Consider the following 25,532-nt stretch of genomic DNA (forward strand, 5'->3'; position numbering starts at 1 on the left):
CGAAGTTCTCCGCGAAGGTCTCGTGGCAGTCCAGGTAGAGGCCGGCGCGGTTGAGCTCCGCAGCCCCCGCGGGGCGGCGACGAGCCGCTCCAGCACGGCGATGCTCGTGACCGAGTGGACGAGCGAGTACCGGCCGTGGACGGTGATGGCGCTGCCCGGCCCGTACGCCGCGAACAGCCGCTCCAGCCGGGCCCGGTGGGCCGCGGCGAACCGTGTCAGCCGCCCGGGGTACCCGGCCCGCTGCCGGGGGCTCATCGTGGCGAGGACGGCGGTGAGGACCTCACCGGTCACCTCCGGGTCCAGTTCCGAGGCCGCGGTGAACGACAGGTACAGCGGGGTGACCGCCACCTGCGCCCGCTCCACCTCCATGCGCCGGGGCCGCGGCCGCTCCCCGGCCGGGTCCGGCGGCCCGTCCTCCCCCACGACCCGTGCCAGGGTCCGTTCGGCGACGGCGCCGAGCTCGTCCAGGAGGCCGGCGGCGCCGTCGAGCCAGCCCGACTCGTACGCCTCGCCCTTGTCGCCCGGCGCGCTGCGGCCGTCGGCGCCCAGTTCCTCGTACGCGAGGGCCAGGGTGCCGGCCTCGACGAGCCCGATCAGAGCCCGCGCGTCGTCGGCGGGCACCCCGGCCCGCGCGAGGAGCTGCAGCAGCGTCGTCCTCGCGTTGTCGACACTGGCCTCGTCCGGCCACTGCCGTCCCTGGTCGGCCGCGCCCATCGGCCCCTTCTCTTCGCTCGGGTCGTGCGGTGTGTGCAACGTGATCGCTCCCTTCGACGGTCCAACGCCCGACGGGCCGCCGGTGATCCCGTCGGCAGGGTACTGCCGGGGGCACTCCCACAGGACCGACCGGACCGTCGGCGCAGCCGCGGCCTTCACCGGGCGGGAGACACGCGCCCGTGCCTCACACCGTGTTCCGGTCGACGAGGAACAGGACCAGCGTGAGGGCGCACACGAGGAAGAGACCGCCCGACGTGAGGAGACAGCCGGTGCGGGATTCCTTCGGTCTGAAGTACGCGATGGCGACGCACACGGCGAGGACGATGAGGACGGGAATCATGAAGAGGACGACGATGCCGAGTGCCATGTACATCTCCGAACAGCGCATTGCGAGCGGGCGACCGGCGGGACATACAACCCTGGGGGTAGGCCGGAATCAACTCCTGGTGGGCCGACACGGGCGGCGGCAGGGGGCTACGTTGACGTCCGCCCCGTACCCCTCATGACGGAGGACCGCCGCATGCAGACGCGTTTGGCCGATGCCCCCCGCACGCGAGCGGCATGGGGGATCGCCCTCGTCCTGATCGTCGTCACCGCGCTCCTCGGCGCCGCGCCACCCGGGGCGGCTCCCGGGGCGGCTCCCGGGGCGGCTCCCGCCGACCCTCCCGTTCCCGTACTGTCCTGGGTCCCCTGCGACGGCCCGGGGGACGGCTTCGCTTGCGCGACCGCCCGGGTGCCGCTGGACTACCGCAGGCCCACCGGGCCCACGATCGCGCTCGCCGTCACCCGGCGGCTCGCCGCCGACCGGGACCACCGCACCGGCGTCCTGCTGCTGCACCCCGGCGGGCCCGGCAACTCCGGCGTGGACTTCGCCCGCAACAGCTACGGCGCGCTCCCCGCCTCCCTGCGCGACGCCTTCGACGTGGTCGGGTACGACATGCGCGGCGTCGGCCGCAGCGGACAGGTGGAGTGCTGGGACGACGCGGAGTACGCCGCGGCCGTCGACACCGCACGCGGCGTTCCGGGCCCGGGCGGTGCGCAGCGCGCCGTTCGGCAGGGCCTCGACTTCGCCGGCGCCTGTCAGCGGCGGTCCGGGGACCTGCTGCCGTTCATCGGCACCGCCTCGAACGCCAGGGACATCGACCTGCTGCGCCAGGCCCTCGGCGAGGAGACGGTGTCCTTCTACGGCCGTTCCTTCGGCAGCTACGTCGGCACCGTCTACGCCGCACAGTTCCCCCGGCGCGTCCGGGCCATGGTCCTGGACGGGGGCTACGATCCGCGGCGCTACGCCGACGTGCCGTACGCGTACGACGCCGGGCAGTTCGCCGCGCTGGACGCGGCGGTCGGCCGGTTCCTGGACTGGTGCGCGCAGAACGCCGCCGCCTGCGGATTCGGCGAGGGCCGGCCCCGGCAGGCCTTCGAGCGGCTCAAGCGGGCGCTGGACGCCGATCCCGTCATCACCGCGAGCGGACGCCCGGCCACCGGCTACACCCTCGCCTACCGCCTCATGTTCAACATCAACTCGGGCAAGGAGGTATGGCCCTACCTGGGAGAGGCCCTGCGGGCGGCCCAGGCGCGCCAGGGTTCCTTCCTGCTGTCCCCGCCCTCCCCCGCGTCCTTCGACTTCCTCAACGTCAACACGGCCGTCGAGTGCGCCGACCGGGTCTACCCGACCAGTCCCCTGCTCCTGCGGGCGCTGATCGGTGCCCAGGCCGCCGCGTCTGCGCTGCTGGGGCCGCCCATCGGCCTCGGGCCGCCCACGTACGACCACAACCACGCGCCCACCTGCTCCCAGTGGCCCGCGGAGCGCCCGAGCCGCTTCGAGGGCTCCTACCGGGCGGCCGGTTCCGCCCCGATCCTGGTCCTCGGCACGACCGGAGACCCGGACACCCCGTACCAGGACAGCGTGGCGCTGGCCGGGACGCTGGACAACGGGCGGCTGCTGACCTTCGACGGCGAAGGACACACGGCCTACAACCGGAGCGCCTGCGTCAGCGCCCTGGCCACGGCCTACCTCGCCACCCTGGCGCTGCCCGCGCGGGGCACCGTCTGCGCCGACGAGGCACCCCCGGGCGCGCTCGGCCGCAGCACCACCGCGGCCGTCGGGGTCGACGAGACGCGCGACGTGATCCCCGCCCCGCACTGAGCCCCGGGGGCTGCCGGGCCTCCGGGGCCTGCCGGGCCTCCGGGAAAAGAGTTCCGACGCGGATGTCGAGAACCCGTGGCCCGCTCCGTCCCCGCTGCGAACGCGGCCACAATGGTCGTACCAGCACCGAGGAGATGCACCATGGCCAAGTACCTGCTGCTCAAGCACTACCGCGGCGCCCCGGCTCCGGTCAACGACGTGCCCATGGACCAGTGGACGCCGCAGGAGATCTCGGACCACATCCGGTACATGAACGACTTCGCGGCCCGGCTCGAGGGGACCGGCGAGTTCGTCGGCGCCTCCGCGCTCGCCCCCGAGGGGTCGTTCGTCCGGTACGACGGCGAGGGCCGCCCGCCGGTCACCGACGGACCGTTCGCCGAGACCAAGGACCTCATCGCCGGCTGGATGGTGATCGACGTCGACAGCCACGAGCGTGCCGTCGAGCTGGCCGGGGAACTGTCGGCCGCTCCCGGGGCGGGCGGGAAGCCGATCCACGAGTGGCTCGAACTGCGCCCGTTCCTCACCGCCCCGCCCACGGTCACCGAGTGACCTCCGAGGTGGACGAGGTCCTGCTCCGGAGCCTCACGCCGAGCGTGATCGGGATCCTCGTCCGCCGCGGAGCCGACTTCGCGGCCGCCGAGGACGCCGTGCAGGACGCACTGGTCGCGGCGGTCCGCGCCTGGCCGGCCGACCCGCCCCGGGACCCGAAGGGCTGGCTGGTCACCGCGGCCTGGAGACGGTTCCTCGACGCGACCCGGGCGGACGCCGCCCGCCGCCGGCGTGAGGACGTCGCCGAGGAGCCGGCGCCCGGGCCCGGGCCCGCGGTCGACGACACGCTCCTGCTGTACTTCCTGTGCGCCCACCCGTCGCTGACCCCGTCGTCCGCGGTCGCGCTCACGCTGCGCGCCGTCGGCGGGCTCACCACCCGCCAGATCGCCCAGGCTTACCTGGTGCCCGAGGCAACCATGGCGCAGCGCATCAGCCGGGCCAAGCGCACCGTGTCCGCCGTGCGCTTCGACCGGCCCGGCGACGTCGCCACCGTGTTGCGCGTCCTCTACCTGGTCTTCAACGAGGGCTATTCCGGCGACGTCGACCTCGCGGCCGAGGCGATCCGGCTCGCCCGGCAGCTCGCGGCCGCGGTCGACCACCCCGAGGCGGCGGGGCTGCTCGCCCTCATGCTGCTCCACCATGCCCGGCGCGCCGCCCGGACGGCGTCCGACGGCAGCCTGGTGCCGCTCGCCGAACAGGACCGCGGCCGGTGGGACACCGGGGCGATCTCCGAGGGTGTCGCCGTTCTCCAGGCGGCCCTCGCCCGCGACCGGCTGGGCGAGTTCCAGGCGCAGGCCGCCATCGCGGCGCTCCACGCCGACGCGCGGAGCGCCGACGAGACCGACTGGGTGCAGATCGTCGGGTGGTACGACGAACTCGTACGCCTGACCGGCAGCCCGGTCGTCCGGCTCAACCGCGCGGTGGCCGTCGGCGAGGCCGACGGACCGCGCGCGGGCCTGGCGGCGCTCGCGGCTCTGGAGGAGTCCCTCTCGGGCTCCGCGGGTACGGGGCACCCGGTGCCCCGCCACGCCGCGGTGGCGGCGTACCTGCACGAGCGCGACGGCGATCTGGCGCTCGCGGCCCGGCTGTACGCCGAGGCGGCCCGGAAGGCGCCCAACCTCGCCGAGCGCGACCACCTGACGCGCCAGGCCGCCCGGCTCAACGCCCGCAGGATGCGCTGACGGGTCCGTCACCCGCCCGGCCCCGACCCGGCGGTGCCGTCTTCGGGGAGGTCAGGAGCGGGGCCCGGGATGCGAAAGGGCCCCGACCGACCGGGGGGGGAAGGGCCGGCCGGGGCGGCCCCGGCCGGCAGGGGGGACAGCCGGCCGGGGCGTTCGAAGGCGGGTACGGGAAGGGCGGTCGCCTCGCGGCGAAGGGCTCTGCGGGGCTTCAGCCGAACGATCTTCCCCGCAGGCGTTGGTCAGGCCCGGGGACATCGTCCCTTCCCGCGCCCACGTGTAGATGAACGGTGAACGAAACCTCTTTGTTCCCGGCTCCCGAAACCGAACGGGGACCACCGGGGGTGTGCGGTGCGCGCCCCCCGGGGAGGGTAGGGGGTGGCCCCGGCGGGGCCGACCGTTCGTGATCCGTCCTTCCTGGAGCAGCCCATGGCAGTGAAGATCCTCATCGTGACCGGTGACGCGGCCGAGTCGCTGGAAGTCCTGTATCCGTACCAGCGCCTGCGCGAGGAGGGGTACGAGGTCCACATCGCGGCGCCGTCCGTCAAGAAGCTGCGGTTCGTGGTCCACGACTTCGAGGACGGCTTCGACACGTACACCGAGAAGCCGGGCTACACCTGGCCGGCCGACCTGGCCTTCGCCGACGTGGTCACCGAGGACTACGAGGCCGTGGTCGTCCCGGGCGGGAGGGCTCCGGAATACCTGCGCAACGACCCGGAGGTACGGCGGATCCTGGCCGCCTTCGCCGAGGCGGACAAGCCGGTCGCCCAGATCTGCCACGGCCCGCTGATCACGGCCGCGGCGGGCGGCCTGGCCGGCCGCCGGGTGACGGCCTACCCGGCGCTGGAGCCGGACATGAAGGCGGCCGGAGCGGCGTTCGAGGACTCGGAGACCGTGGTCGACGGCACGCTGGTCTCGGCCAGGGCCTGGCCGGACCACCCGAGCTGGATGCGGGAGTTCCTGACCGTCCTGCGCGCCAAGGCACCCTTGACCTGACCTGACCTGACCGGCCCGCTCGGAGCGGGCGCGGGCGCCACGGCGGCCCCGGGCCCCGGGGTCCCGGGTCCGGGGCCGCCGCTCAGTGTCAGTAGGTGTGTCCCGCGTAGGCGAGTGCCTGCTTCAGCAACACCCCGTGCCCACCGGGCATCTCGTTCTGAACGGAGATCGAGGCCGCCTCCTGCGGACTCAGCCAGACCAGGTCCAGCGCGTCCTGACGCGGCCGGCAGTCACCGGTCACCGGCACGATGTAGGCGAGGGACACCGCGTGCTGGCGGGGGTCGTGGTAGGAGGTGACCCCCACCGTGGGGAAGTACTCGGCGACGGTGAAGGGCTGGAGTGAGGCGGGGACGTGGGGCAGGGCCATCGGGCCGAGGTCCTTCTCCAGGTGGCGCAGCAGCGCGTCCCGGACCCGCTCGTGGTGCAGGACGCGGCCGGACACCAGGGTCCGGCTGACCGTCCCGTCCGGGCCGATGCGCAACAGCAGCCCGATGCTGGTGACTTCGCCGCTGGTGTCCACACGTACGGGCACGGCCTCCACGTACAGGATCGGCATCCGGGCCCTGGCCAGTTCCAGCTCGTCGCTGGTCAGCCAACCGGGCGTGGTTTCGGTCATGTCAGACATTGCTTGATCATACTTTCCGGGTGCGGCGGGCGCAGGATCCCGGGAAGAGTTCGCACACGCCAAGTGGGGGCGCGGACCCCGCCCTTCACCGCGGTTCCCGGACAGGGCCTGACCGGGAAGGGCCGGGCGTCGGTCCCGGGCCATCTTGAACGAGCGGACCGGGGCGTTGGTCACGACCGTGCCGACGGCGGGCGGCGCCGGGTCCCCCGGCGCTCCCGGGCACGCCCCGTCCCAGTATCCCCCCGGGCACACAGGGTCGCACCGCGCGGCACCGGCCGGGCCGGGCCGGGCGGCCGCACGGGTCCGGGCTGCCCGGTGGGCGTACCGGCCGATATCCTGGGTGTTGCCTCGGGGTTCTCCTCACGAAGGGCAGCACGATGATCCGGCAGACGAACCGGCGTCGGTGCCTCTTGCTTCTCGCGGCCCCGCTCCTCGCCTCCTCGGTCGCCCTCACCCCCGCCCTCGCGGCCCAGGGCCGCACGGCGGGCCCGGCCGCCGCACCCTCGGCACCCTCCTGCGAGCTGCTGCCGGGCAGCGGCGGCAAACCGGGCGCGGACGTGCGGTACAAGCTGCACCTCGTCGGTTTCCCCGCGAACCAGGCGGTGCGGGTCGACGGGCCCAGGACGTCCTTCCGGGCCACGGTGAACGGCAAGGGCGAACTGGACCGCCAGGGCCTGCCCCACGGCGCGTACAGCGTCGTCGGCTACCCGTCCGGCGGGGCCCAGCAGGGCAAGCGCGTCACGTGCGCCAAGACTCCCCCGCAGAAGCCGGGAGGCGGCAAGGGGAGCGCGAAGGTCACCAAGGCCGAGGTGGTGGTCCTGACTCCGCCCGGGTCCGTCATCGACTGCTCCAAGGGGACCACGGCCGAGTTCGACGGCAAGATCACGGCCACCGGGCCGGGGAAGGTCCGCTACTACTGGACGTTCGCCTCCAGCTCCGACCCGGTCTCCCCGGGCTCGGTCGACTTCGCCGCCGGGACCGGCAGCCGCGCCGTGCTGCACGTGGTGGCGGTGCCGGGCCAGGCGAACACCTCGACGGTGAGCACCTTCGTCACCCTGCACCTGCCGGACCAGAAGATGAGCGCGCGGAGCGCTCAGGTGACCTTCACCTGCGAGAAGAAGTAGCGCCGCGCCCCGCGACGGCGGGCCCGGCCCAGGGTGGAACGGGCCGGGCCTTTCGGCGTGTACGGAAAGTGGCGGAAACCAGATGCAGTCGCGGTCCGACTACATGACGGAGGTGACCAGAAGCCGGCAGGCGGTCCCTCATCCGTGCGTGCCAGGAGGAGGAGCCATGTCGGAGCGGAAGTACCGGATGACCCGCACGTTCTCCGGCCGGTGTGCCGGGCGCGGCGCGCGGTTACCACGCCCGCGCCCGGCACACACCACCTACCGGCTTCGCCGTACGCGCCCGACTGAGCGCGCGTACTGATGGGGGAACACATGTCTTCGGCCATCGGTCACGACACACGGGGGCAGGACCGGACGACACGGGAGGAGCCCGCGGGCCGCTCGTGGCGGTCCGCGCGCGCCCTGGTGCTCCGACTGCACTTCTACGCCGGGGTGTTCGTCGCCCCGTTCCTGCTCGTCGCGGCCCTCACCGGGCTGGTCTACACCTTCACCCCTCAGCTCGACCAGCTCGTGTACGGCGAACAGCTGCGCGTCGAGCGGACCGGCGGGCAGACCCGGCCGCTGGCGGAGCAGATCACCGCGGCGCGGTCGGCGCACCCGGAGGGCACCCTCGCCTCCGTCACGACACCCGCGGAGCCGGGGCACACCACCCGTGTGGTGCTGTCCGTACCCGAGTTGGGCGAGCGACAGCGCACGGTCTTCGTCGACCCGTACACCGCGCGGGTGCGGGGCGAGCTGACCACCTGGTACGGATCGACTCCGCTGACCACCTGGCTCGACGACCTGCACCGGAACCTGCACCTGGGCGAGACCGGCCGCCTCTACTCCGAGGTCGCCGCGAGCTGGCTCGGAGTGGTCGTGGCGGGCGGCCTGGTGCTCTGGCTCGGCCGCGGTCGCGGGCAGCGCGCCGGCTCGGCCCGCGGCGTCCTGCTGCCCGACCGGGGCGCCAGGGGCGTCCGCCGCACCCGCGGCTTCCACGCGGCGACGGGCGTGTGGCTCGCGCTCGGCCTGTTCTTCCTCAGCGCCACCGGGCTGACCTGGTCCCACTACGCCGGCGAGCGCTTCGGTCGGCTGCTGGACGCGGTCCAGGGGCGCGCGCCGGAACTCGACACCCTGCTGCCCGGCGCCGAGCCGCCGGCCGGGGCGGAAGGCGGGGAGCACGCGGGCCACGGCGGTACCCCGAAGGCCGCCGACGCCGATCCGGCCGCCTTCGACTCGGCGCTGGCCGCGGCGCGGGCGGCGGGTCTGGGCGGCACCGTCGAGGTGACGCCCCCCGCCGACGCGTCCAGCGCGTGGGTCGTGGCGCAGAACGACAACGTCTGGCCGGTCCACTACGACCGGGTCGCCGTGGACACCGGCACGGGCGCGGGGACCGGCGTCGGCGAGGCCGCCGGCGAGGGCGAGGCCGCCGGGAAGGGCGAGGTCGTCTCCCACACCCGGTGGGCGGACCACCCACTGGCGGCCAAGCTCAGCAAGCTCGGCGTCCAGGGCCACATGGGCGTGCTCTTCGGCGTCGCCAACCAGATCGCCCTGGCCGTCGTCGCGCTCGGCCTGATCCTGGTGACCCTGTGGGGGTACCGCATGTGGTGGCAGCGCCGCCCCACCCGCGGGGACCGCAGGGCCGCGATGGGCAGGGCACCGGCCCGCGGTGCCTGGCGCGCCCTGCCCCTGCCGGCTCTCGCGGTCGGTCTTCCGGCCGTGACGGCGCTGGGCTGGGCGCTGCCGGTGCTGGGGGTGACGCTGCTCGCCTTCCTGCTGCTCGACGGAGCCGTCGGGCTCGTCCGCGGGGTCCGGGCGCGGCGCACCTCGACTTGATAGGCAAGTGTGTGGTTGCCTATCGTGAGGACGTGGCCGACGACCTCTTCAAAGCACTGGCCGACCCCACCCGCCGCACCATCCTCGACGAGCTCACGGAAAGGTCCGGACAGACACTGTTCGAGATCTGCGGGCGCCTGAGCATGAAGCACCGGCTCGGCATCTCGCGCCAGGCGGTCTCCCAGCACCTCGCCGTGCTGGAGGCCGCCGGGCTGGTCGAGAGCAGGAGGGAGGGCCGCTGCAAGTTCCACGACCTGAACACGGCCCCGCTGCGGCAGATCGCCGAGCGATGGCCCGTGCCCGACCCATCCGGACCGGAGGAAAGCACCCCGTGAAGATCCATCTGACCAGCGTCTTCGTCGACGACCAGGCCGAGGCACTGCGCTTCTACACCGAGATCCTCGGCTTCGTGAAGAAGTACGACGTCCCGGTGGGCGAGAAGGACCGGTGGCTGACCGTCGTCTCGCCCGACGAGCCCGGCGGCACCCAGCTCCTCCTGGAGCCCGCCGGTCACCCGGCCGTCAGGCCCTACCGCGACGCGCTCGCCAAGGACGGCATCCCGCTCGCCCAGTTCGCCGTCGACGACGTGCACGCCGAGTACGCCCGCCTGCGCGCCCTCGGCGTCCGCTTCACCCAGGAACCCCTGGACATGGGCGTCATCACCACCGCCGTCTTCGACGACACGTGCGGCAACCTGATCCAGATCGCCACCCAGCCGCGGTAGGCGGTCCGGCGCGGGGGCCTCCCCCCGCGCGGCGGCCGGTCCGTCGTCCGCACGGGCGCGTCCGGGGCGACCACCGGGGCGACCACCGGGGCGCGGGATTGGGACGGCGGGCCGGGGGCACGCGGGCTGCATGACCCGTCGCGACATGTGGAACCACCGACAGGCCCCGGAGTTCGTCGAGGGCGTGGACCTGGCCGGCTGGCCGGTCGAAGCGACCGACGGCACCGTCGGCAAGGTCGACAAGCACTCGGCCGAACTCGACTCCTCCTACCTGGTGGTCGACACCGGAGTCTGGATCTTCGGCAAGGAGGTACTGATCCCGGCCGGGACCATCACCCGCATCGAGCTGGACGAGCAGCGGATCTACGTGGGCCTGTCGCGGGTGCAGATCGAGAACGCCCCCGAGTTCGACCGGCAGCGGCACCTCGGCGATCCCGCCTACCACCACGGCCTCAGCACCCACTACGGCCCCGGCGGCCCGACCGCCTGAGCGGCACCCGCGCGATCGGCGGCCGACGCGCCGTGTCACTGCTGTTCGGGGGGCTTGCCCTGCGCCGCCGACACCTCGACGAACTCGGCCTGGCCCGCCGCGTTGAGCCGCAGGACCGGTACCGCCTTGTTGCGGGGGTTGCCGTTGTTCTGGAAGGAGATGAACCCGCTGGCTCCCGCCACCTGCTGGCTGCCGTCCATCTGGTGGAACATCCGGGCCACGGCGTCGCCGGCGACCTTGCCCTGCCATCGTGCGGCCATCTGGATGCCGTGGGCGGCCGTGAGGACGGCGTCGTGGCCCATCAGCGCGCCGCCGTCGTGGCGGGCGTCGTGCGGGAACCACTGGTCGAGCAGGCCGCCTTGCTGGAAGTTCTTCGCCGAGGGGGCGGACACCGACTGCGGGGACGCCCGGTACATGTCCGGGTGGGAGAGGCCCGTGTAGAGGACTTCGACCCCGGTGTCGGCGGCGTGGGCGAGCTGTTCGGCGGTCAGGTTCGTGGTGTCGTCCCCGGCGAAGACGGTGAACTTCTGTTCGGTGCAGCTGCGGTTGGCCAGCGAGTCCAGAAAATGGGTGAGGTGGCGGCCGCGGCCCGCGAAGTAGACGACCTGTGGGCGTTGCAGGCACAACTGGCCCGACATGTAGCGGAGTTCGTTCTGCCAGGCGCTGCCGACGGAGGAGTCGTAGGTCATCCGCTCGGCCACCAGTCTGTGTGCGCCGCCGTCGTGGAAGGCCTCGGTGAAGGCGGTGCCGAGCGTGGAGGCGTACAGATTGCCCTTGGCCACGTCCTGGATGACGAGGGCGCTGGCGACGCCGCGCCGCTTCAGGTAGCCGGCGGCCGCGTACGCCTCGTCCACGTTGGTGGGGGCGACCCGGACGAAGCCGTTGATGTTCTGGATGTCGGTGGCCGTCATGGTGGCTCCGACCATGGCGATGCCGTGTTCGGAGAGCCGCCGTATGGCCGCGAGGTTCTCGTCCGTACTGGGGCCGAGGCCGGCCACCGCGACGAGCCGGTCCGGGGAGTCCTTGCGGGCGATCAGCTCGTCGACGGTGTGCCGCCAGTGGACCGACCGGCTGCCCGGGTTCGCGATGAGCAGGCGGATCTTCGGCGTGGCCGACAGGTCGCCGCGGTTGTGGCGGTACTGGGCGAGGTAGGCGCCCTGGAGTTCGTGCCGGACGCCTTCCGCGGAGTTGCTGTCCTCGGCGGTGGTGGTGAAGGAGGTGAGGTAGGCGACGCTGACGTAGGGCTCCTCGTCGGCGCCGGCCAGGACGCGGGCGTTCTCCTCCCGGATCTTCTTCCCGACCTCTTCGAGGTGCGGGGCGAACGCGTAGGAGCCGTCGGTCACTCCGACGCATTCGTCCCGTTCGCCGCGTTCGACGACTCCCTCGGCGCAGGTGGAGCGCCGCTCCTGGATCCAGCCGGCGCCCAGCCAGAGCGCCGTGGCGAGCACGGCGGCGGCGGCGAGGGCGAGGACGACGCGGCGTACCACGTGCAGCGGCCATTCGAGTCTGACCACGGCTCAGCCCTCCCCTCCGGCGGTCTGCGGATCGCGCCAGTGGCGGTGTCGCTCCGCCTCGTTGAAGAGGGCCACGATGTCGTTCCTCCGCAGTTGGGACAGCTGGGTGAAGCCGTCGGCGATCATGTCGTTGAGTCGCATGGCGGGGTCGGCGAGCGGATCGCTCCACACCCATCGGGTGGTCACCAGCGTGTGGATGACGGCTTCCACGTCCATGACGCGACCGCCGGAACGCCCGGTGGTGCGCGGGCCGAGCCCGGCGAGGAGGTCCAGCGGGCCGCCGTCGGCGGGGAGGCGGTTGGGGGCGGCGGTGACCGCGTGGAACTCCGCGATCCACTGCAGGGCCGGCACGGTGGTGAAGCGCCGGGTCAGATGGGCGGTGACCGCGTCGGTCCGCCCGAGGGCCAGCTCGTGGTACATCTCCTGGACGGGGCGTCCCTCGTCCCGGTAGTACTCGGCGAGGAGTTCGTGCGCGGTGTCCCACGCGTCGGGGCGCCGGGCGAGCCGCCACAGCAGCAGCCGGCGCAGCCAGGGGTGGAGTACGGGGACGACGGCCGTCGGTCCGGACAGCAGCCAGCGGGAGCGGACTTCGCCGAACAGGGCGTCGCCGGGGCTGAGGAGGCGCGTGCCGACGGAGAAGTCCCGGGCGGCGGCGCATTCGGCGAGGGCGGCGCGCCCGGTTTCGTCGAAGTCGCGCAGGAGGTGGCCGAGGGCGGTGTCCGCGAGGGTGCCGGTGGTCTCGCCGATGCTCAGCGGCCGGTCCGGGAGGCCGCGCAGCCAGCGGTCCTGCCGGGGTCCCGAGTCCGGCGGCGGCCCGGACTGGCGCAGCGTCTCCAGGACCTGGTGGACGGCGCGCGGCAGTCCGCCGGTGAGGCGGTGCACGAAGGGGGTGAGGCGGGTCAGCGGGGCGAGGTCACCGTGTCCGCCGAGCTGGAGCTCGATGCGGATGCGGACCTCGTCGAGGTTGAGGTCGCGCAGGCGTAAGGGGTACCACCAGGTGTCCTCGCTGTCCCGGGTGGGCCGGTGGGTGTTCCAGTCGGTCAGGGAGGCCCGGTCGGGGCCGCGGAGCTGCCAGGGCCAGGAGTCCCCGGTGGCGGGGCCCCAGCGGGGCAGCCAGCGGTTGGAACTGGCGACGACGGTCAGCGGGTCGCTCGCGTGCCCGGCGACGACCGTCTCGTCGTGCCGGGCGCGCACGAGCAGGTCCAGGAAGCGGCGGCCGTACTCGGTGTGGGAGTTGTCGAGGAGGAGCAGGTAGGAGCGGGGCATGAAGTTGCGGGCGGTGTTGCGCCGGAGGTCTTCCAGGAACGCCGAGAACAGCACGAGGTCGAGGCGCTCCTGCGCGTTCCCGTCCCCCTCGTGGCGCCACAGGTTGAGCTCGACCAGCGCCTCCATGGGATCCCCGCTGCGGATCATGGGGTGCGCCCCGTACCAGTGGGCGCCGGTGGTGAGCCGGCCGCGGAGCAGGCCCGGCATGCTGCGCCGGCCCCGGCGCAGGGCGTCCTGGAAGAGGGCGAGGGCGGCGGTGGAGGCGCCTTCGGGCATGCCGACCGCGCCCATCCCGACTTCGAAGAAGGCGGCGAGGTAGTCGCCGTGGCGGGCCTCGTTGTCCTGCTGGAACTCGTCGAGCTGCCGCTGGACGGCGCGCCGGCCCTCGGCGAGGCTGCGCATCCGCAGCTCCTGGTCGGAGGCGAGCAGGCCGAGGCTGAGCAGCGGGAAGCGGGAGCGTCCGTAGCGGGGCAGTTTGCGTTCGAGCTGGCGGGCGAGGAGGCCGAGGGCGTAGCGGGGCAGGAGGGACTGGGAGCCGCCGAAGTTGACGAAGGCGAAGGGGTACTGCGGCCCGAAGTGCTCCATGAGGGCGCTGTGCGCCTCGCTGGCGCCGCTGCCGGGTGGTCCGAGCAGCATCGTGAGGGGACGCTCGGCCGCCGGGGTCTGCTTCAGGCAGGCGTCGACGAGGGTGAGGATGCCGCTGCGGCCCCGCAGGCCCATGCCGATACCCGGCTCCGTCACGTGTCCGCCCCCCAGGCTCGCGCATTCGAGGAGACGAGCGTGTCATCTGTTCGCGATCTCTGCCATAGGCCCGGGTCTCCCGGATTCGGTGCGGTGGTGGCCGTCCCTCGCCGGGGCGGCGGAAGCGGCCCCGGATTCCCGGCGAGTCCGGCGGGGCGGGCGGCGGGCTGGGACAATGGCGGGGTGCCGCATCCCCAGCCGACGGAACCCGTGAGCGCCGAGCCGCCCTTCTCCCTGGCGCGCCCCCTGCTGACGCAGTCCTGGCTCGACCTGGCGTTCCTGCACTGGGCGGTCGACCCGGCCGAGGTGGCGCCCCTGCTGCCCGCCGGGACCGTCCCCGACACCCTCGACGGGGTCTCCTACGTCGGCCTCATCGCCTTCCGGATGCACCGCGTGGGCTGGCTGGGGCTGCCGGGCGTCCCGTACTTCGGTTCCTTCCCGGAGACGAACGTACGGCTGTACTCGGTGGACGCCCGGGGGCGTCGGGGCGTCGTGTTCCGGTCCCTGGACGCCTCGCGGCTCCTACCGGTGGTCATCGCCCGTGCGGGCTTCCGGCTTCCCTACCGGTGGGCGCGGATGTCCGTCGTGCGCGAGGGTGACGTCCTCACGTACACGGGGCGGCGCAGGTGGCCGGGCCCGCGCGGCGCGGGCTCGCGCATCGCCGTCCGCGTGGGACCGCCGGTCGGCGAGCCGACCGCGCTGGAGCACTTCGTCACGGCCCGCTGGGCCCTGCACAACGACTTCCACACCGGCCCGCTGTACCTGCCGAACACCCATCCGCGCTGGCCGCTGCGGCGTGCGGAGCTGCTGGAGTGCACGGAAGACCTGGTCGCCGCGGCGGGGCTGTCCGCCCCGGTCGGCGCCCCGGCCAGCGTCCTGTACTCCGCGGGGGTCCCGGTCCGCTTCGGCCGCCCCCTCCGGCTGGCCCCGCGCTGAGGGGAGCGTGCGGGGCGGGACCCGCGCCGACGGGACCTCCGCGGGGCGGGCCCCCTCAGACCTCGTCGCGTACGAGGGCCAGCAGCCGGTCCAGGACGCGGGAGCCGCCCGCGCGGACGCCGTCGTGCTCGAACTCGTCCGTCACCCAGGTCCGCAGCCCCCGGATCGCGCGGGCCGTCTCCAGGGAGTGCGCGGTGTCGACGTACAGGTCGTCGTGGTAGACGGCGGCGGCCACCGGAACCTCGTTGGCGGCGAGCCGCGCGGGGTCGTACAGGGGCGTCCAGCCCGTACGGGCGGCCAGCAGCTCGGCGGTCTCGCGCAGCGGGACCAGGGCCGGGTCGGTCGTGAAGTGCCAGGGGTGGACGTTCTCCGCGGTGAACAGCAGGGGTTCCGTGCCCGCGAGGGTCGTGCCGGCGTCGAAGCGCGGGTGGCGGGCGCGCACCCGGTCGGCCGCCCAGCCGGTGGGCACGGCCGGGTCCTGGGCGTAGATCGACTCGTGGATCAGCGCGTACAGGGGGTGCCCGGCGAAGGACAGGAGGGCGTGAACACCCTCCAGGAAGGCGTCGGAGAGCTCCGGGCCGCCGGGGGTGGGGACGAACGCGTCCTCGAGGAGGTAGTGCAGCTGGTGGCCGCCGTCGCCGGAGCCGAGGAGGATGCCGAGGGACTGGAAGGCCGCGGGCGTCAGCCGGTGGCCGCCCGGGAGTTCGGCCGGGCGGACGGCGAGGTGGGCGGCGATCCGGCGGGCGCGCTCCACGTCCATGGGGTAACGGGCGTAGTGCGCGGCGGTCTTGCGTTCCATCCGGGGGTACGCGGCCTCGTACACCTCTTCGGCGGTGGCGGTCAGCGACGGCAGTCCGCCGGTGATCAGGACCGCGGCCAGTCCCTCGGGCGCGTGCCCGAGGTAGTGGGTGGCGCAGAAGCCGCCGAAGCTCTGTCCCAGGACGGTCCAGGGCGCACCGCCGGTCAGGCCGGGCCGAATGGCCTCGGCGTCGCGGACGATGGAGTCGGACCGGAAGTGGGCGAGGTGGTCGGCCTGTTGGGCCGGTCCGCCGCGCAGCGGCAGGGTCTGCCGGTTGACCGGGGTGGAGCGGCCGGTCCCGCGCTGGTCGAGGAGCAGGACGCGGAACTCGGTCAGGGCCCGGTCCAGCCAGGCCTGCCGGCCGATGAACCGCCGTGCGCCGAAGCCGGGGCCGCCCTCCAGGTACAGCAGCCACGGCAGGCTCTGCGGGTCCTTGCCCGCGGCGACGACCTCGCGGCCGTAGAGCCCGATGCGCTCGCCGTCCGGGTGCGCGTGGTCCAGGGGGACGGTGAACCGGTGGTCGGTGAGGACCGTTCCGGGCTGGCGGTAGGTGTGCTCTGCGGTCACGGACGGCCCCTGGGGTACGAGGTGCGAGGCCCCGCGCCCCGGCCGGATCGCGGCGGGGGCACGGGGGTGGCGGTCCGGCCGACCCGCGGACCGCCGGACCCCCGGTCCGGCCGAGTCTAGTACGGGGGCCGGTCCCGGTACGGGGTCCGGCGGGCGGCCGGGCCTTACGGGAACTCGACCACCGACCGGAGCACCTCGCCGCGCTCCATCCGGGCGAAGGCGGCCTCGACCCCGTCGAGCGGGATCGTCTCGGACACGAAGGCGTCCAGGTCCAGGCGGCCCTGGAGGTAGAGGTCGACGAGCACCGGGAAGTCGCGCTCGGGCAGGCAGTCCCCGTACCAGGAGGACTTCAGCGCGCCGCCCCGGCCGAAGACGTCCAGGAGCGGCAGTTCGAGCTTCATCTCCGGCGTCGGCACGCCGACCAGGACCACGGTCCCGGCCAGGTCGCGGGCGTAGAACGCCTGCCGGTAGGTCTCCGGACGGCCGACCGCGTCGATGACCACGTCGGCGCCGTTCCCGTCGGTCAGCGCCTGGATGGCCTTGACCACGTCCTCGCTGCCGCCGTTGACGGTGTGCGTGGCGCCCAGCCCGCGGGCCCACTCCAGCTTCCGGTCGTCCAGGTCCACCGCGATGATCGTGGAGGCGCCGGCGAGGCGGGCTCCGGCCACGGCGGCGTTGCCCACTCCCCCGCAGCCGATGACGGCGACGGAATCGCCCCGCCCGACGCCTCCGGTGTTCAGGGCGGCGCCGAGGCCGGCCATCACGCCGCAGCCCAGGAGTCCGGCGGCCGCGGGCGAGGCGGCCGGGTCCACCTTGGTGCACTGGCCGGCCGCGACCAGGGTCTTCTCGGCGAAGGAGCCGATGCCGAGCGCCGGGGACAGCGGGGTGCCGTCCTCCAGCGTCATCGGCTGGGTCGCGTTGTGCGTGGCGAAGCAGTACCAGGGCCGTCCGCGCCGGCAGGCGCGGCAGGTCCCGCACACCGCACGCCAGTTGAGGACGACGAAGTCCCCGGGCGCCACGGAGGTGACGTCCGGGCCCACCGACTCGACCACGCCCGCGGCCTCGTGGCCGAGGAGGAAGGGGAACTCGTCGTTGATTCCGCCTTCCCGGTAGTGCAGGTCGGTGTGGCAGACCCCGCAGGCCTGGACCTTGACCAGCGCCTCGCCGGGTCCCGGGTCGGGGACGAGGATCGTCGTCGTCTCCACCGGTGCGCCCTTGCTCCGGGCGATGACCCCTCGTACGCGGTGCGTCACGTGCTACCCCACTCTCATTCGGCTGCCGTCCGAACGTACACGGACGCCCCACCGGGTGGGAGCCGTCTCACCGCGCGGCGCGCGAACCGGCCGGTTCCGGCGGTACGGACTCCCGCAGCGCGGCGGTGAACGCGGCCACCGCCGGGTGGGCGGCGGATCCGCTGCGGAAGGCGACCTCGGTGCGGCGCTCCATGGGCAGCCGGGTGAGGCGGACGGCGGGGTCGGGGGGCCCGGTGATCCCGAGCTGCGGTACGACGGCCACGCCCTGGCCGGCCGCGACCAGGGCGAGCACGGTGGCGAACTCGTCGACCCGGTGGCGGACGCGCGGGGTGAATCCGGCCGCCCGGCAGGCCCGTACGGTCATCGCGTGGCAGAGGGTCCCGGGGCTGGCGGTGATCCAGGGGTCCTCCGCGTGCGCGAGCAGGACGCCGGCCTGGTCCGTGGTCCGGTCCGGGCTCACCTCCGGGCTCCGGTCCGGACCGCCGGGCGGCGGCGGGCCCGGAGCCCGGCCCGCGGGCGCCGCCAGGTACATCGCCTCCCGGTACAGCGGCTCGGTGTCGATCCCGGGCTCCCTCGGCGCCGGCACCAGGTCGTAGACGTGGATCAGCGCCACGTCCAGGTCCCCGGCCCGCAGGGCGTGCGCGACGGCCGCCGGGTCGGTCTCCGACACCATCGGCTCCAGCGCGGGGTGGCGCCGCGCGAGGGCCGTCAGGGCGGCCGGGACGATGGCCCGCGCGGCCGTGGGGAAGGCCCCGACGCGCAGCGCCCCGGCGAGGCCGCCGCGGGCTTCGGCGAGGTCGGCGCCGGCCCGTTCCAGCCGTTCGAGGACGGCGTCGGCATGGCGGACCAGGGTCTCGCCGGCGGGGGTGAGGCGGACCCGGCGGCCGGTGCGCTCCAGCAGCGGCAGGCCGGCCTCGCGTTCCAGGACGGTCAGTTGCTGGGAGACCGCCGAAGGGCTGAAGGCGAGGGCCTGAGCCACGGCGGCGATGGTCCCGCGGCGGGCGAGTTCGCGCAGCAGGCGCAGGCGTCGTACGTCGAGCATCGGCTCAGCTTACGGTTCTGGTGGGAAACGCGAACTGGATTCGACGCTTCCCGGGCGCCAGGCTCGGAGCATGAACCAGGACACCGACCGGCGTTCCGCCGGGGACCTCTCCCTGCACGGGATCCACGTACCCCTCGTCACCCCCTTCGACCGCTCCGGGGAGGTCGCCGCCGAGGCCCTGGAGGCCCTCGCCCACGACGTGCTCGACGGGGGCGCGGCCGGTCTGGTCGCCCTCGGGACGACCGCGGAGGTCGCCTTGCTCGACGCGGCGGAGCGCGACCTCGTCACCGCCGTGTGCGCCCGGGTCTGCGGGGAGCGGGGCGCGCTGCTGACCGTGGGCGCGGGGGCGAGCGGGACCCGTGCGGCCGAAGAGTCGCTGGCGCGGCTGGCACGTCTGCCGGGGGCCGGGGCCGCGCTGGTGACAGTGCCTGCGTTCGTACGGCCTTCGGCGGCGGGGGTGTTGGCGCACTTCGCGCGGCTGGCCGAGGTGAGCCCCGTGCCGCTGATCGTCTATCACGTCCCGTACCGCACGGGGCAGCCGCTGGACGCCGCCGCGCTGCGGGCCGTCGGCTCGCTGCCGGAAGTGGCCGGGGTGAAGTACGCGGGCGGCGGCATCGACCAGGAGACGGTGGCGCTGCTCGGGGACCTGCCGGACGGGTTCGAGGTGCTGGCGGGCGACGACGTGTTCCTCTCGCCGCTGCTGGCCATGGGCGCGGTGGGCGGCGTACTGGCTTCGGCGCACCTGGCGACGGCCCGGTTCGCGGAGCTGGCCGCGGCCTGGCGGACGGGCGACGTGGAGCGGGCGCGGCCGCTGGGGCACGCGCTGGCCCGGATGTCGGCGGCGGCGTTCGCCGAGCCGAATCCCGCGGTGGTCAAGGGGGTGCTGCACGCGCAGGGCCGCATTCCGACCGCCGGCGTACGGCTCCCCCTGCTGCCGGCCTCGGCGGGGGCGGTGGACGCGGTCGCGGAGCGGCTGGCGGAGCTGTGAACGGCCGCGGTGCGGTCGCCGCGCGGCGGCCCCGCGGCCGGCGGGACGCCGATGGCCTGCGACCGACCACGAAAAGCCGGAAAGAGTCCTTAATGGGCGATTCGCAACCAATGCACGAGTCGCCCTAATGAGGCACGTGGAGCGCCGACTTGCCCATATTGGGATTCCGGCCGCCAAACCGTGACGTCAGTCACTTGAAAGCATTCAACATCATGTCCGTGCGACCGGCCGATTCCCTTTCCCCGGAAAGGGAATCGGCAATTACCCGAAGACCTTTCCATGGTCATTTCGCGTGCGGAATGCGGGAAGTCGATCTCCGGGCGGAATTCATGTCTTGTTCCGGCCGGGCGAACTCGCCTACGGTCACCTCGTTCCCAGCGGCCGACAGCCGAATCCGGCCGCCGCCGGGGATCTCCCGTCCCCCCACGTGAGGAATTCCGCCATGCCCGCACAGGGTAAGCACCGCCAGCCGAAGCAGAACCCGATCACCCGCAGGCTGGCCCTCGCCGGCACCGGCGGGCTGGCCCTCGCCCTCCCCCTGGTCGGCGCGACCAGCGCCGGAGCGGCCGAGTCGGCCACCGCACCCACCACGTACGCGGTGGTCGCCGGCGACACCCTGTCGCAGATCGCGGCGCAGCACTCCCTCACCGGGGGCTGGGAACAGCTCTACGCCGCCAACCGCACCACCATCGGCGAGAACCCGGCGACCATCCGCCCCGGCCTGAAACTGAACCTCGGCACGGCCGCGAAGAAGGCCGCGGCCACCATCGCCGCCAAGACCTACCCGAACAACCTGGACGGCTGGATCCGCGAGTCGCTCGACGTCATGGCGAAGCACGGAATTCCCGGCACCTACAACGGAATCCACCGCAACATCATGCGGGAATCCTCCGGAAATCCGCTGGCGATCAACAACTGGGACTCGAACGCCGCGGCGGGCATCCCCTCCAAGGGTCTGCTCCAGGTCATCGACCCGACCTTCCGGGCGCACCATGTGCCGGGCACCTCCCTGGACTCGTACGACCCGGTCGCCAACATCACCGCCGCCTGCAACTACGCGGCCAAGCGCTACGGCTCCATCGACAACGTGAACGGCCCGTACTAGGGCTCCGGTTCACCGGCGGTCAGGAGCGCTGGACCTTGCGCACCTTGCCGTCGATCCCGGCGAGGACGTAGCCGCCCTGGCCGTACTCGTCGCTCAGGTACGGCCTCATGCACGGGAGGCCGTCCATCATCCAGGCGTCGACGATGACGTACCGCGATGTCGGAGCGGACACCCCCAGCTCCTTCTGGGACTGCTCCAGCAGGCCCGGGAGGGCGTCCCAGGAGACCGTGGCCATGTCGATCAGGGGCTTGTCGGCATCGACGGTCCCCTTCGGGCCGGTGCGCTTGGCGGCACCGTCGCGGTACTGCCAGGCGTCGACCGTCTTGGCACCCGGGGCGGTGGGGATCGAGGCGAGGACGTACCCGTCGTAGACCAGCAGGTCCACGAACACCGTGGTGCCGGCCTGCTGTTTGAACGCCTCCAGCGCCGTCCGGATGCCCGCCGGGGTGAGCAGCCCGCCCTTGGGCGGGGCCGCGGAACCGCCCTGCCGGCCGCCGCCGGTGGCCGCCTGCGGGGTGCTCGCCTGCGGGGCGGGCGTCTTCGCGGCCGGGGTGCCGGGGCCGCTGGTGGCGGTGGTGGTGGCGCCCTTCGCGTCGCCGCCGGACCGCTCGCCCCCGAAGGGCAGCCACTGGACGAGGCCGACGACCCCGCCCGTCAGGGCCACCGTCAGGACCGCCGCGATCAGGGCCGTCCTGCGGCGCGGGCCGCGGGTGGCCGGGAGCGGCGCGGTGGCGTCGTACGGGGAGCCGCCGCCGGGACGGAACGCCGGCGGGGTGTGGGCCGGGTGGGCCGAGGGCGCGTACGGACCGTAGGGCCCGGGGAGCGCGGCGGGCGCCTGCGAGGCGCCGGCCGGGGCGGTGGGCGGCCCGGACGGCGGGGGCGGACCGTAGCCGGCCGCCGGCCCCGCGAGAGCGGAACTCGCGCCGCGGAGCAGTTGTTCCAGGAGCACCGCGTCGGGGCGCGCGGCCGGGTCCCGTACGAGCAGCCGCTCCAGTACGGGCCCCAGCGGCCCGGACCGTACGGGCGCGGGCAGCGGCTCGTCGAGCACCGCGACCACGGTGGCCAGGCTGGAGGCCCGGCGCAGCGGGTGGACGCCCTCCGCGGCCACGTACAGCATCATGCCGAGCGACCACAGGTCGGAGGCGGCCAGCCCCTCGGCGCCACGCACCCGCTCGGGCGCGATGTACTCGGGCGAGCCGATCAGCACCCCGGTCGAGGTGAGGCCCGAGGAGTCGTGCAGGGCGGCGATGCCGAAGTCCGTAAGCACCGCGGAGCCGTCGGGGCGCAGCAGCACATTGGCCGGTTTCACATCGCGGTGCAGGACGCCCTCGGCGTGCGCGGCGCGCAGCGCGGACAACACGTCGAGGCCGAGCCGGATCACCTCCGCGACCGGCAGGGGGCCGGACTCCAGCCGGTCGTACAGCGAGCCGCCCCGGACCATCTCCATGACGATCCACGGGTGGCCGTCGGCACCCGGCGCGGGCTCCACGATGTGGTGGATCGTGACCACGTTCGGGTGGGCGAGGCGGGCGAGGGCACGGGCCTCGCGGACGGCCCGTTCGCGCAGCTGGTCGGCGAGACCGGGCTGGGCGGCCGCGGTGGCCGGGTCCGGCGGGCGCACCTCCTTCAACGCGACGTCGCGGTGCAGGGCGATGTCACGGGCACGCCACACCGTGCCCATGCCGCCGGCGCCCAAGGGCTTGATCAGTTCGAACCGGCCGTCGATCAGCTGTCTGCCGGCCTCACTCGTCTCCATGGCCGGTCATCGTAGGGCCCCCCTCCGTCAGCAGCGGAGGCGGTCCACCGTGAGGGTGCCCTGCACCGCGGTCAGCGTGCGGTCGTGACAGCCGCCGGGCACCCCGGCCCCGTAGGCCCGCGTGCGGGCCGTGGTGGTGGCGACGGCGTGCCGTTGGTCGCGCGGGACGCCGGTCGTGTAGGTGGCGTCGCCCGTGTAGCGGTCGTCGAGCCGGGAGGAGCCGACGGTCCGGCCGCCGCGCCGGGTCGTGGTGTCCGCCCGGTCGCCGAGGGACAGGACGGTGCGCAGCCGGTCGCCGGCGCCGAGGGTGGTCTCGCCGTCCATCGTGTAGGTGCGCAGGGTGCGGGTGGTGGTGGCGCCGCGGGCCACGTTCTCCTCGTCGGTCCACTCGGCGGTCAGGGCGTCGAGGTTCTCGCCGTCGGTCCAGCGGTGGACGGAGGTGTTGCGGACCGCGCGGGTGACCGTGGTGGTGATCCGGCCGTGCGAGGTGTCGAGGTATCCGGCGACGGTGAGCCGGTGGCCGCCCTCGGTGTCGAGGCGGTGGGCGGCGCCGGGTGCGGCGGGCGTCCAGCGGGAGTGGCCGGTCGGCCGGCCCTCCTCGTGCCGGGTCAGGGCGCCGGTGACGACCGCCCGTGCCTCGTCCTGCCACAGCAGCAGGTTGGCCGGGGTGCTCCAGCCGCTCTGGCCGGCCGGCGCTCCGGCGACGGTCACCTCGATCCGGTGCGGGCGGCCGTCGTTGAGGAGGGCGGCGAAGGGGGTGAGGTCGTAGACGACGGGCTGGACGTCGAAGGCGCGGGGGCCGGGGGTGACGTACCAGAGGAAGGGGTTGGACCAGCCGCCGGTCCAGACGGTCGGGAAGGGCGCGGCCAGGCCGGCGAGCCGGCCGTCGACGTGGACGCGCACTTCGCGGTACGGGCCGTCGGCCGCCTTGCAGGAGTACGGGGCCGCGTCCGGGACGGTCAGGTACCAGTACTCCTCGCAGCCTCCACCGGAGCCGGTGGCGTACACCTCGGCGAGGAGCCGTTCGGTGTTGCGCGGGGTGGTGACGGCCGGGGAGGTGAGCGGCAGGACGCGGTCGGGGGTCGCGGCCGGGCCGGTGCGGCCCTCGGCGGCGTAGAAGGTGAGGGTGACCGTGACGTCGATGACTCCGGTGTAGGTGTCGTCGACGACGTTCCCGATGAGCATCTCGACGGGCTGCGGCCGGGCGAGGGTGTCGCGGTAGCGGGTGACGTCCTTCTCCACGGACCAGGCGATGCCGTCGGGCGAGGGCTGGGGCGTGGAGGTGCGCAGGATCTCGACGCCGCCGAGGGAGAGGTGGCCGAGGCGGTCGTACTGGCGGCCCTTGACCTTCCCGTCGAGCCGGAGCACCACCGCGGCCCAGTGGTCGGTGCCGCAGCCGGCGGGGGGTGCGTAGGAGCCCCGGTACGGGGTGAAGTCGCGGAACTGCGCCTCCGCGAGGGTGACCCGGCAGGACCGTGTCGCGGGGCGGGCGACGGGCGGGCCGGGTGTGAGGGGGTCGTGCCAGTCGGTTCCGAACTCGGCGGGCGGGGTCGGGCCGGGGGCGGGGGCCGGCCCACGGGGGCCCGGGGCTGGGGCCGGGGCAGCCGCACCGTACGAGGCCGGGGCCGCGGCCGCGGGTCCCGAGGCGCCGGCCAGGCCGGCGGCCGCGAGGGTCAGCGCGCCGAGCAGGCGCATGATCCGGTGTCGTGTCATGGCCCCGGAGTGAAGCCCGGTGTCCGGTGGCACACCAGGGCGGGCCGCGCCGCCCTGGCGCGATCCGGCCCCCGCACCGGGGACTCCGGCCGGTGCGCGGAAGCGGCGGCGCCCCGGCGGCTGGGGGCGGGAGCGGTCGCCTCGCGGCGCGGCTCCGGCCACCTCCCGGCTGGCGGGGCGGTCGCCGGAGGGCCGGGGGGGCCGGACAGCCGGACGGCCGGTCAGCTGCCGGTGGGGAGGACCGCGACGGCGTCGTCGTCCGCGTACACCGCGTCCCGGGGCGGAAGGTGACGCCGCCGATGGTGACGGGCCCGTCCACCGCGCCCGCGCCGGTCTCGCCGCTCTTGCGCGGGATCGTGCCCAGGGCCGTGCTGCCGAGGTCGAGTCCACCGAGGGCCACGCTGTCGCGGACCGCGCCGAGCGGGATCAGCCCGGCCCAGCCGTTGCGCCGGGCGACGCGCCCGCGATCAGGTCGCCGACGAGGGCGTTGCGCAGCGAGCCGCCGCCGTCCACGACGAGGACGGCTCCCTCTCCGGGGCTGTGGACGAGCACGCGCAGCAGCGCGTTGTCCTCGGGGCGGGCGAGCGTGCGGACCGGGCCGGCGAAGAGCCTGCGGCCGCCGGACTGCGGAAGCCGGTGGTGCGGAAGGGCGAGTTCCTCGCGTGCTGGTCGTGCAGGTCTGCCGTGGGGGCGGGGGTCACAGGGGGGCTGGGACGTCCCGGAACGCTTCCCTCGCTGTTGGTATCCGTACGCCCGTGCGTCGCGCCGCGCGGCCGGGGCAGGCGGGCGGCGGGCGGCGGGCGTTCAGTCGCGGGAGTTGCCGAACAGGATGCGGTAGCCGATCAGCAGGACGAGCGAGCCCGCGATGGCGGATCCCCAGGTGGCGAGGTCGAAGAACTGCGTTTGGACCGGACGGTCGAGGAACGTGGCCGAGAGCCAGCCGCCGACGAAGGCCCCGGCGACGCCGATGAGGACGGTACCGATCAAGCCGCCCGGATCCCGGCCCGGCAACAGGACCTTGGCTATGCCGCCGGCCAGCAGTCCCAGGATGATCCAGCTCACGAACCCCATGACCAGTCACTCCGTTTCGGTGGTGCGTCGCGTTCACCGGGGAGGACGCGAGCGGGGCCGAAACGGTTCTCCGTCCGTGGTCAGCGGTGCGCGGCCGGCCGGGAGAGGGCGAGCACGGTGAGGGCCGCGACACCGGCCGCGCCGACCGCGCCCGCCGCCAGGAAGGCGCCGCGCGAGCGCCAGGAGAGTACGGAGAAGGAGGACTGCGCGGAGAGGACCGAGCCCACGCTGAGCCAGGAGCCGGCGGAGATGAGCGAGAGGCTCGAACCGAGGGAGGCGGCGGACAGCGTGGAGCCGACCGAGCCGATCGAGAGCACGCTGCCGACCGAACCCACGGAGAGCACCGAGCCCACCGAGCCGATCGACAGCACCGAGTCCTTGGACCACAGGGAAAGGGACGATCCTTCGAGCATGCGC

The 25,532-nt window shown here is 74.2% G+C and carries 25 protein-coding genes and 1 pseudogene; 12 read left to right on the forward strand and 14 right to left on the reverse strand.

What is annotated here, in order from left to right; genetic code table 11:
- Together ABT106_RS17590 and ABT106_RS17595 are read right to left on the reverse strand one after the other, a co-directional pair.
- Positions 1-753 (reverse strand): hypothetical protein (locus ABT106_RS17590; RefSeq protein ID WP_351277961.1); only part of this gene is annotated, 753 nt, incomplete at its 3' end.
- 145 nt (positions 754-898) lie between these two features.
- Positions 899-1,081: a hypothetical protein gene (locus ABT106_RS17595; RefSeq protein WP_351277963.1), complete on the reverse strand. Its 183-nt coding sequence runs from the start codon at positions 1,079-1,081 to the stop codon at positions 899-901.
- Positions 1,082-1,234: 153 nt separating this feature from the next.
- Between ABT106_RS17595 and ABT106_RS17600 the strand changes: the two genes are divergently transcribed.
- The 4 genes from ABT106_RS17600 (at position 1,235) to ABT106_RS17615 (ending at position 5,583) form a co-directional block, all read left to right on the forward strand.
- Positions 1,235-2,860, forward strand: coding sequence for an alpha/beta hydrolase (locus ABT106_RS17600; protein ID WP_351277966.1), 1,626 nt, complete (start codon positions 1,235-1,237; stop codon positions 2,858-2,860).
- Between the two features lie 141 nt (positions 2,861-3,001).
- The gene (locus tag ABT106_RS17605) at positions 3,002-3,409 is read left to right on the forward strand and encodes a YciI family protein (protein ID WP_351277968.1); all 408 of its coding nucleotides are present in this window, start codon (positions 3,002-3,004) and stop codon (positions 3,407-3,409) included.
- A gap of 8 nt (positions 3,410-3,417) precedes the next feature.
- On the forward strand, positions 3,418-4,590 hold the full coding sequence (locus ABT106_RS17610; protein ID WP_351278042.1) for an RNA polymerase sigma factor: 1,173 nt from the start codon (positions 3,418-3,420) through the stop codon (positions 4,588-4,590).
- 426 nt (positions 4,591-5,016) lie between these two features.
- On the forward strand, positions 5,017-5,583 hold the full coding sequence (locus ABT106_RS17615; protein WP_351277971.1) for a DJ-1/PfpI family protein: 567 nt from the start codon (positions 5,017-5,019) through the stop codon (positions 5,581-5,583).
- An 88-nt stretch (positions 5,584-5,671) separates the two neighbouring features.
- On the opposite strand, the gene ABT106_RS17620 is transcribed toward ABT106_RS17615, so the two are convergent.
- Positions 5,672-6,199: an NUDIX hydrolase family protein gene (locus ABT106_RS17620; RefSeq protein ID WP_351278045.1), complete on the reverse strand. Its 528-nt coding sequence runs from the start codon at positions 6,197-6,199 to the stop codon at positions 5,672-5,674.
- 386 nt (positions 6,200-6,585) lie between these two features.
- Here ABT106_RS17620 and ABT106_RS17625 point away from each other — a divergent pair, with 386 nt between their 5' ends.
- The 5 genes from ABT106_RS17625 (at position 6,586) to ABT106_RS17645 (ending at position 10,364) form a co-directional block, all read left to right on the forward strand.
- Entirely contained in the window at positions 6,586-7,332 is a 747-nt protein-coding gene (locus ABT106_RS17625; RefSeq protein ID WP_351277974.1) for a hypothetical protein, read from the forward strand.
- Positions 7,333-7,647: 315 nt separating this feature from the next.
- Positions 7,648-9,150 (forward strand): PepSY-associated TM helix domain-containing protein, encoded by a 1,503-nt coding sequence (locus ABT106_RS17630; RefSeq protein ID WP_351277977.1) that lies wholly within the window; start codon positions 7,648-7,650, stop codon positions 9,148-9,150.
- Positions 9,151-9,182: 32 nt separating this feature from the next.
- Complete coding sequence (locus ABT106_RS17635; RefSeq protein WP_351277980.1) at positions 9,183-9,485, forward strand: ArsR/SmtB family transcription factor; 303 nt, start codon at positions 9,183-9,185, stop codon at positions 9,483-9,485.
- Complete coding sequence (locus ABT106_RS17640; protein WP_351277983.1) at positions 9,482-9,874, forward strand: VOC family protein; 393 nt, start codon at positions 9,482-9,484, stop codon at positions 9,872-9,874. Before ABT106_RS17635 ends, ABT106_RS17640 begins: the two co-directional genes overlap by 4 nt.
- 130 nt (positions 9,875-10,004) lie before the next feature.
- Positions 10,005-10,364 (forward strand): PRC-barrel domain-containing protein, encoded by a 360-nt coding sequence (locus ABT106_RS17645; RefSeq protein WP_351277986.1) that lies wholly within the window; start codon positions 10,005-10,007, stop codon positions 10,362-10,364.
- 35 nt (positions 10,365-10,399) lie between these two features.
- Here the strand turns inward: ABT106_RS17645 and ABT106_RS17650 are convergent, their stop codons facing one another.
- Positions 10,400-11,878, reverse strand: a complete 1,479-nt coding sequence (locus tag ABT106_RS17650) for a type 1 periplasmic-binding domain-containing protein (RefSeq protein ID WP_351277988.1) — start codon at positions 11,876-11,878, stop codon at positions 10,400-10,402.
- 3 nt (positions 11,879-11,881) lie between these two features.
- Positions 11,882-13,885 (reverse strand): hypothetical protein, encoded by a 2,004-nt coding sequence (locus ABT106_RS17655; RefSeq protein WP_351277991.1) that lies wholly within the window; start codon positions 13,883-13,885, stop codon positions 11,882-11,884.
- A gap of 183 nt (positions 13,886-14,068) precedes the next feature.
- Here ABT106_RS17655 and ABT106_RS17660 point away from each other — a divergent pair, with 183 nt between their 5' ends.
- Positions 14,069-14,821 (forward strand): YqjF family protein, encoded by a 753-nt coding sequence (locus ABT106_RS17660; RefSeq protein ID WP_351277994.1) that lies wholly within the window; start codon positions 14,069-14,071, stop codon positions 14,819-14,821.
- Between the two features lie 55 nt (positions 14,822-14,876).
- On the opposite strand, the gene ABT106_RS17665 is transcribed toward ABT106_RS17660, so the two are convergent.
- From ABT106_RS17665 to ABT106_RS17675, 3 genes are all read right to left on the reverse strand, one after another.
- On the reverse strand, positions 14,877-16,187 hold the full coding sequence (locus ABT106_RS17665) for an alpha/beta fold hydrolase (protein ID WP_351277997.1): 1,311 nt from the start codon (positions 16,185-16,187) through the stop codon (positions 14,877-14,879).
- Between the two features lie 164 nt (positions 16,188-16,351).
- Entirely contained in the window at positions 16,352-17,440 is a 1,089-nt protein-coding gene (locus ABT106_RS17670; protein WP_351278000.1) for an S-(hydroxymethyl)mycothiol dehydrogenase, read from the reverse strand.
- Between the two features lie 67 nt (positions 17,441-17,507).
- The gene (locus ABT106_RS17675) at positions 17,508-18,482 is read right to left on the reverse strand and encodes a LysR family transcriptional regulator (protein ID WP_351278001.1); all 975 of its coding nucleotides are present in this window, start codon (positions 18,480-18,482) and stop codon (positions 17,508-17,510) included.
- 70 nt (positions 18,483-18,552) lie between these two features.
- Between ABT106_RS17675 and ABT106_RS17680 the strand changes: the two genes are divergently transcribed.
- Together ABT106_RS17680 and ABT106_RS17685 are read left to right on the forward strand one after the other, a co-directional pair.
- The gene (locus ABT106_RS17680; protein ID WP_351278003.1) at positions 18,553-19,470 is read left to right on the forward strand and encodes a dihydrodipicolinate synthase family protein; all 918 of its coding nucleotides are present in this window, start codon (positions 18,553-18,555) and stop codon (positions 19,468-19,470) included.
- 442 nt (positions 19,471-19,912) lie between these two features.
- On the forward strand, positions 19,913-20,575 hold the full coding sequence (locus tag ABT106_RS17685; protein ID WP_351278006.1) for a LysM peptidoglycan-binding domain-containing protein: 663 nt from the start codon (positions 19,913-19,915) through the stop codon (positions 20,573-20,575).
- Between the two features lie 19 nt (positions 20,576-20,594).
- Here ABT106_RS17685 and ABT106_RS17690 read toward each other — a convergent pair whose 3' ends face one another.
- The 6 genes and pseudogenes from ABT106_RS17690 to ABT106_RS17715 all read right to left on the reverse strand — a co-directional run bounded on the left by ABT106_RS17690 (position 20,595) and on the right by ABT106_RS17715 (position 25,528).
- Positions 20,595-22,331 carry a serine/threonine-protein kinase gene (locus ABT106_RS17690; RefSeq protein ID WP_351278009.1) on the reverse strand — a complete coding sequence of 579 codons (1,737 nt, stop codon included), beginning with the start codon at positions 22,329-22,331 and terminating at the stop codon, positions 20,595-20,597.
- A 27-nt stretch (positions 22,332-22,358) separates the two neighbouring features.
- Positions 22,359-24,044, reverse strand: coding sequence for a peptide-N4-asparagine amidase (locus ABT106_RS17695; protein ID WP_502979408.1), 1,686 nt, complete (start codon positions 24,042-24,044; stop codon positions 22,359-22,361).
- A gap of 334 nt (positions 24,045-24,378) precedes the next feature.
- A pseudogene (locus ABT106_RS17700) lies at positions 24,379-24,444 on the reverse strand (hypothetical protein); the annotation flags it as partial.
- A gap of 26 nt (positions 24,445-24,470) precedes the next feature.
- The gene (locus ABT106_RS17705; RefSeq protein ID WP_351278048.1) at positions 24,471-24,605 is read right to left on the reverse strand and encodes an RraA family protein; all 135 of its coding nucleotides are present in this window, start codon (positions 24,603-24,605) and stop codon (positions 24,471-24,473) included.
- A gap of 243 nt (positions 24,606-24,848) precedes the next feature.
- Positions 24,849-25,115 carry a GlsB/YeaQ/YmgE family stress response membrane protein gene (locus ABT106_RS17710; protein WP_351278011.1) on the reverse strand — a complete coding sequence of 89 codons (267 nt, stop codon included), beginning with the start codon at positions 25,113-25,115 and terminating at the stop codon, positions 24,849-24,851.
- 80 nt (positions 25,116-25,195) lie between these two features.
- The gene (locus tag ABT106_RS17715) at positions 25,196-25,528 is read right to left on the reverse strand and encodes a hypothetical protein (protein WP_351278014.1); all 333 of its coding nucleotides are present in this window, start codon (positions 25,526-25,528) and stop codon (positions 25,196-25,198) included.
- Positions 25,529-25,532: the final 4 nt, after the last annotated feature.

The organism is Streptomyces sp. NPDC002044, assembly GCF_040296725.1.
In the GTDB taxonomy this organism is placed as follows: domain Bacteria; phylum Actinomycetota; class Actinomycetes; order Streptomycetales; family Streptomycetaceae; genus Streptomyces; species Streptomyces antarcticus.

Excerpts from the sequence above, each read along its gene's own strand:
- ABT106_RS17595 (WP_351277963.1), bottom strand. The coding sequence starts at position 1,081 with ATGGCACTCGGCATCGTCGTCCTCTTCATGATTCCCGTCCTCATCGTC.
- ABT106_RS17600 (WP_351277966.1), top strand. The coding sequence starts at position 1,235 with ATGCAGACGCGTTTGGCCGATGCCCCCCGCACGCGAGCGGCATGGGGG.
- ABT106_RS17605 (WP_351277968.1), top strand. The coding sequence starts at position 3,002 with ATGGCCAAGTACCTGCTGCTCAAGCACTACCGCGGCGCCCCGGCTCCG.
- ABT106_RS17615 (WP_351277971.1), top strand. The coding sequence starts at position 5,017 with ATGGCAGTGAAGATCCTCATCGTGACCGGTGACGCGGCCGAGTCGCTG.
- ABT106_RS17620 (WP_351278045.1), bottom strand. The coding sequence starts at position 6,199 with ATGACCGAAACCACGCCCGGTTGGCTGACCAGCGACGAGCTGGAACTG.
- ABT106_RS17625 (WP_351277974.1), top strand. The coding sequence starts at position 6,586 with ATGATCCGGCAGACGAACCGGCGTCGGTGCCTCTTGCTTCTCGCGGCC.
- ABT106_RS17630 (WP_351277977.1), top strand. The coding sequence starts at position 7,648 with ATGTCTTCGGCCATCGGTCACGACACACGGGGGCAGGACCGGACGACA.
- ABT106_RS17645 (WP_351277986.1), top strand. The coding sequence starts at position 10,005 with ATGACCCGTCGCGACATGTGGAACCACCGACAGGCCCCGGAGTTCGTC.
- ABT106_RS17675 (WP_351278001.1), bottom strand. The coding sequence starts at position 18,482 with ATGCTCGACGTACGACGCCTGCGCCTGCTGCGCGAACTCGCCCGCCGC.
- ABT106_RS17680 (WP_351278003.1), top strand. The coding sequence starts at position 18,553 with ATGAACCAGGACACCGACCGGCGTTCCGCCGGGGACCTCTCCCTGCAC.
- ABT106_RS17685 (WP_351278006.1), top strand. The coding sequence starts at position 19,913 with ATGCCCGCACAGGGTAAGCACCGCCAGCCGAAGCAGAACCCGATCACC.
- ABT106_RS17690 (WP_351278009.1), bottom strand. The coding sequence starts at position 22,331 with ATGGAGACGAGTGAGGCCGGCAGACAGCTGATCGACGGCCGGTTCGAA.
- ABT106_RS17695 (WP_502979408.1), bottom strand. The coding sequence starts at position 24,044 with ATGACACGACACCGGATCATGCGCCTGCTCGGCGCGCTGACCCTCGCG.
- ABT106_RS17710 (WP_351278011.1), bottom strand. The coding sequence starts at position 25,115 with ATGGGGTTCGTGAGCTGGATCATCCTGGGACTGCTGGCCGGCGGCATA.
- ABT106_RS17715 (WP_351278014.1), bottom strand. The coding sequence starts at position 25,528 with ATGCTCGAAGGATCGTCCCTTTCCCTGTGGTCCAAGGACTCGGTGCTG.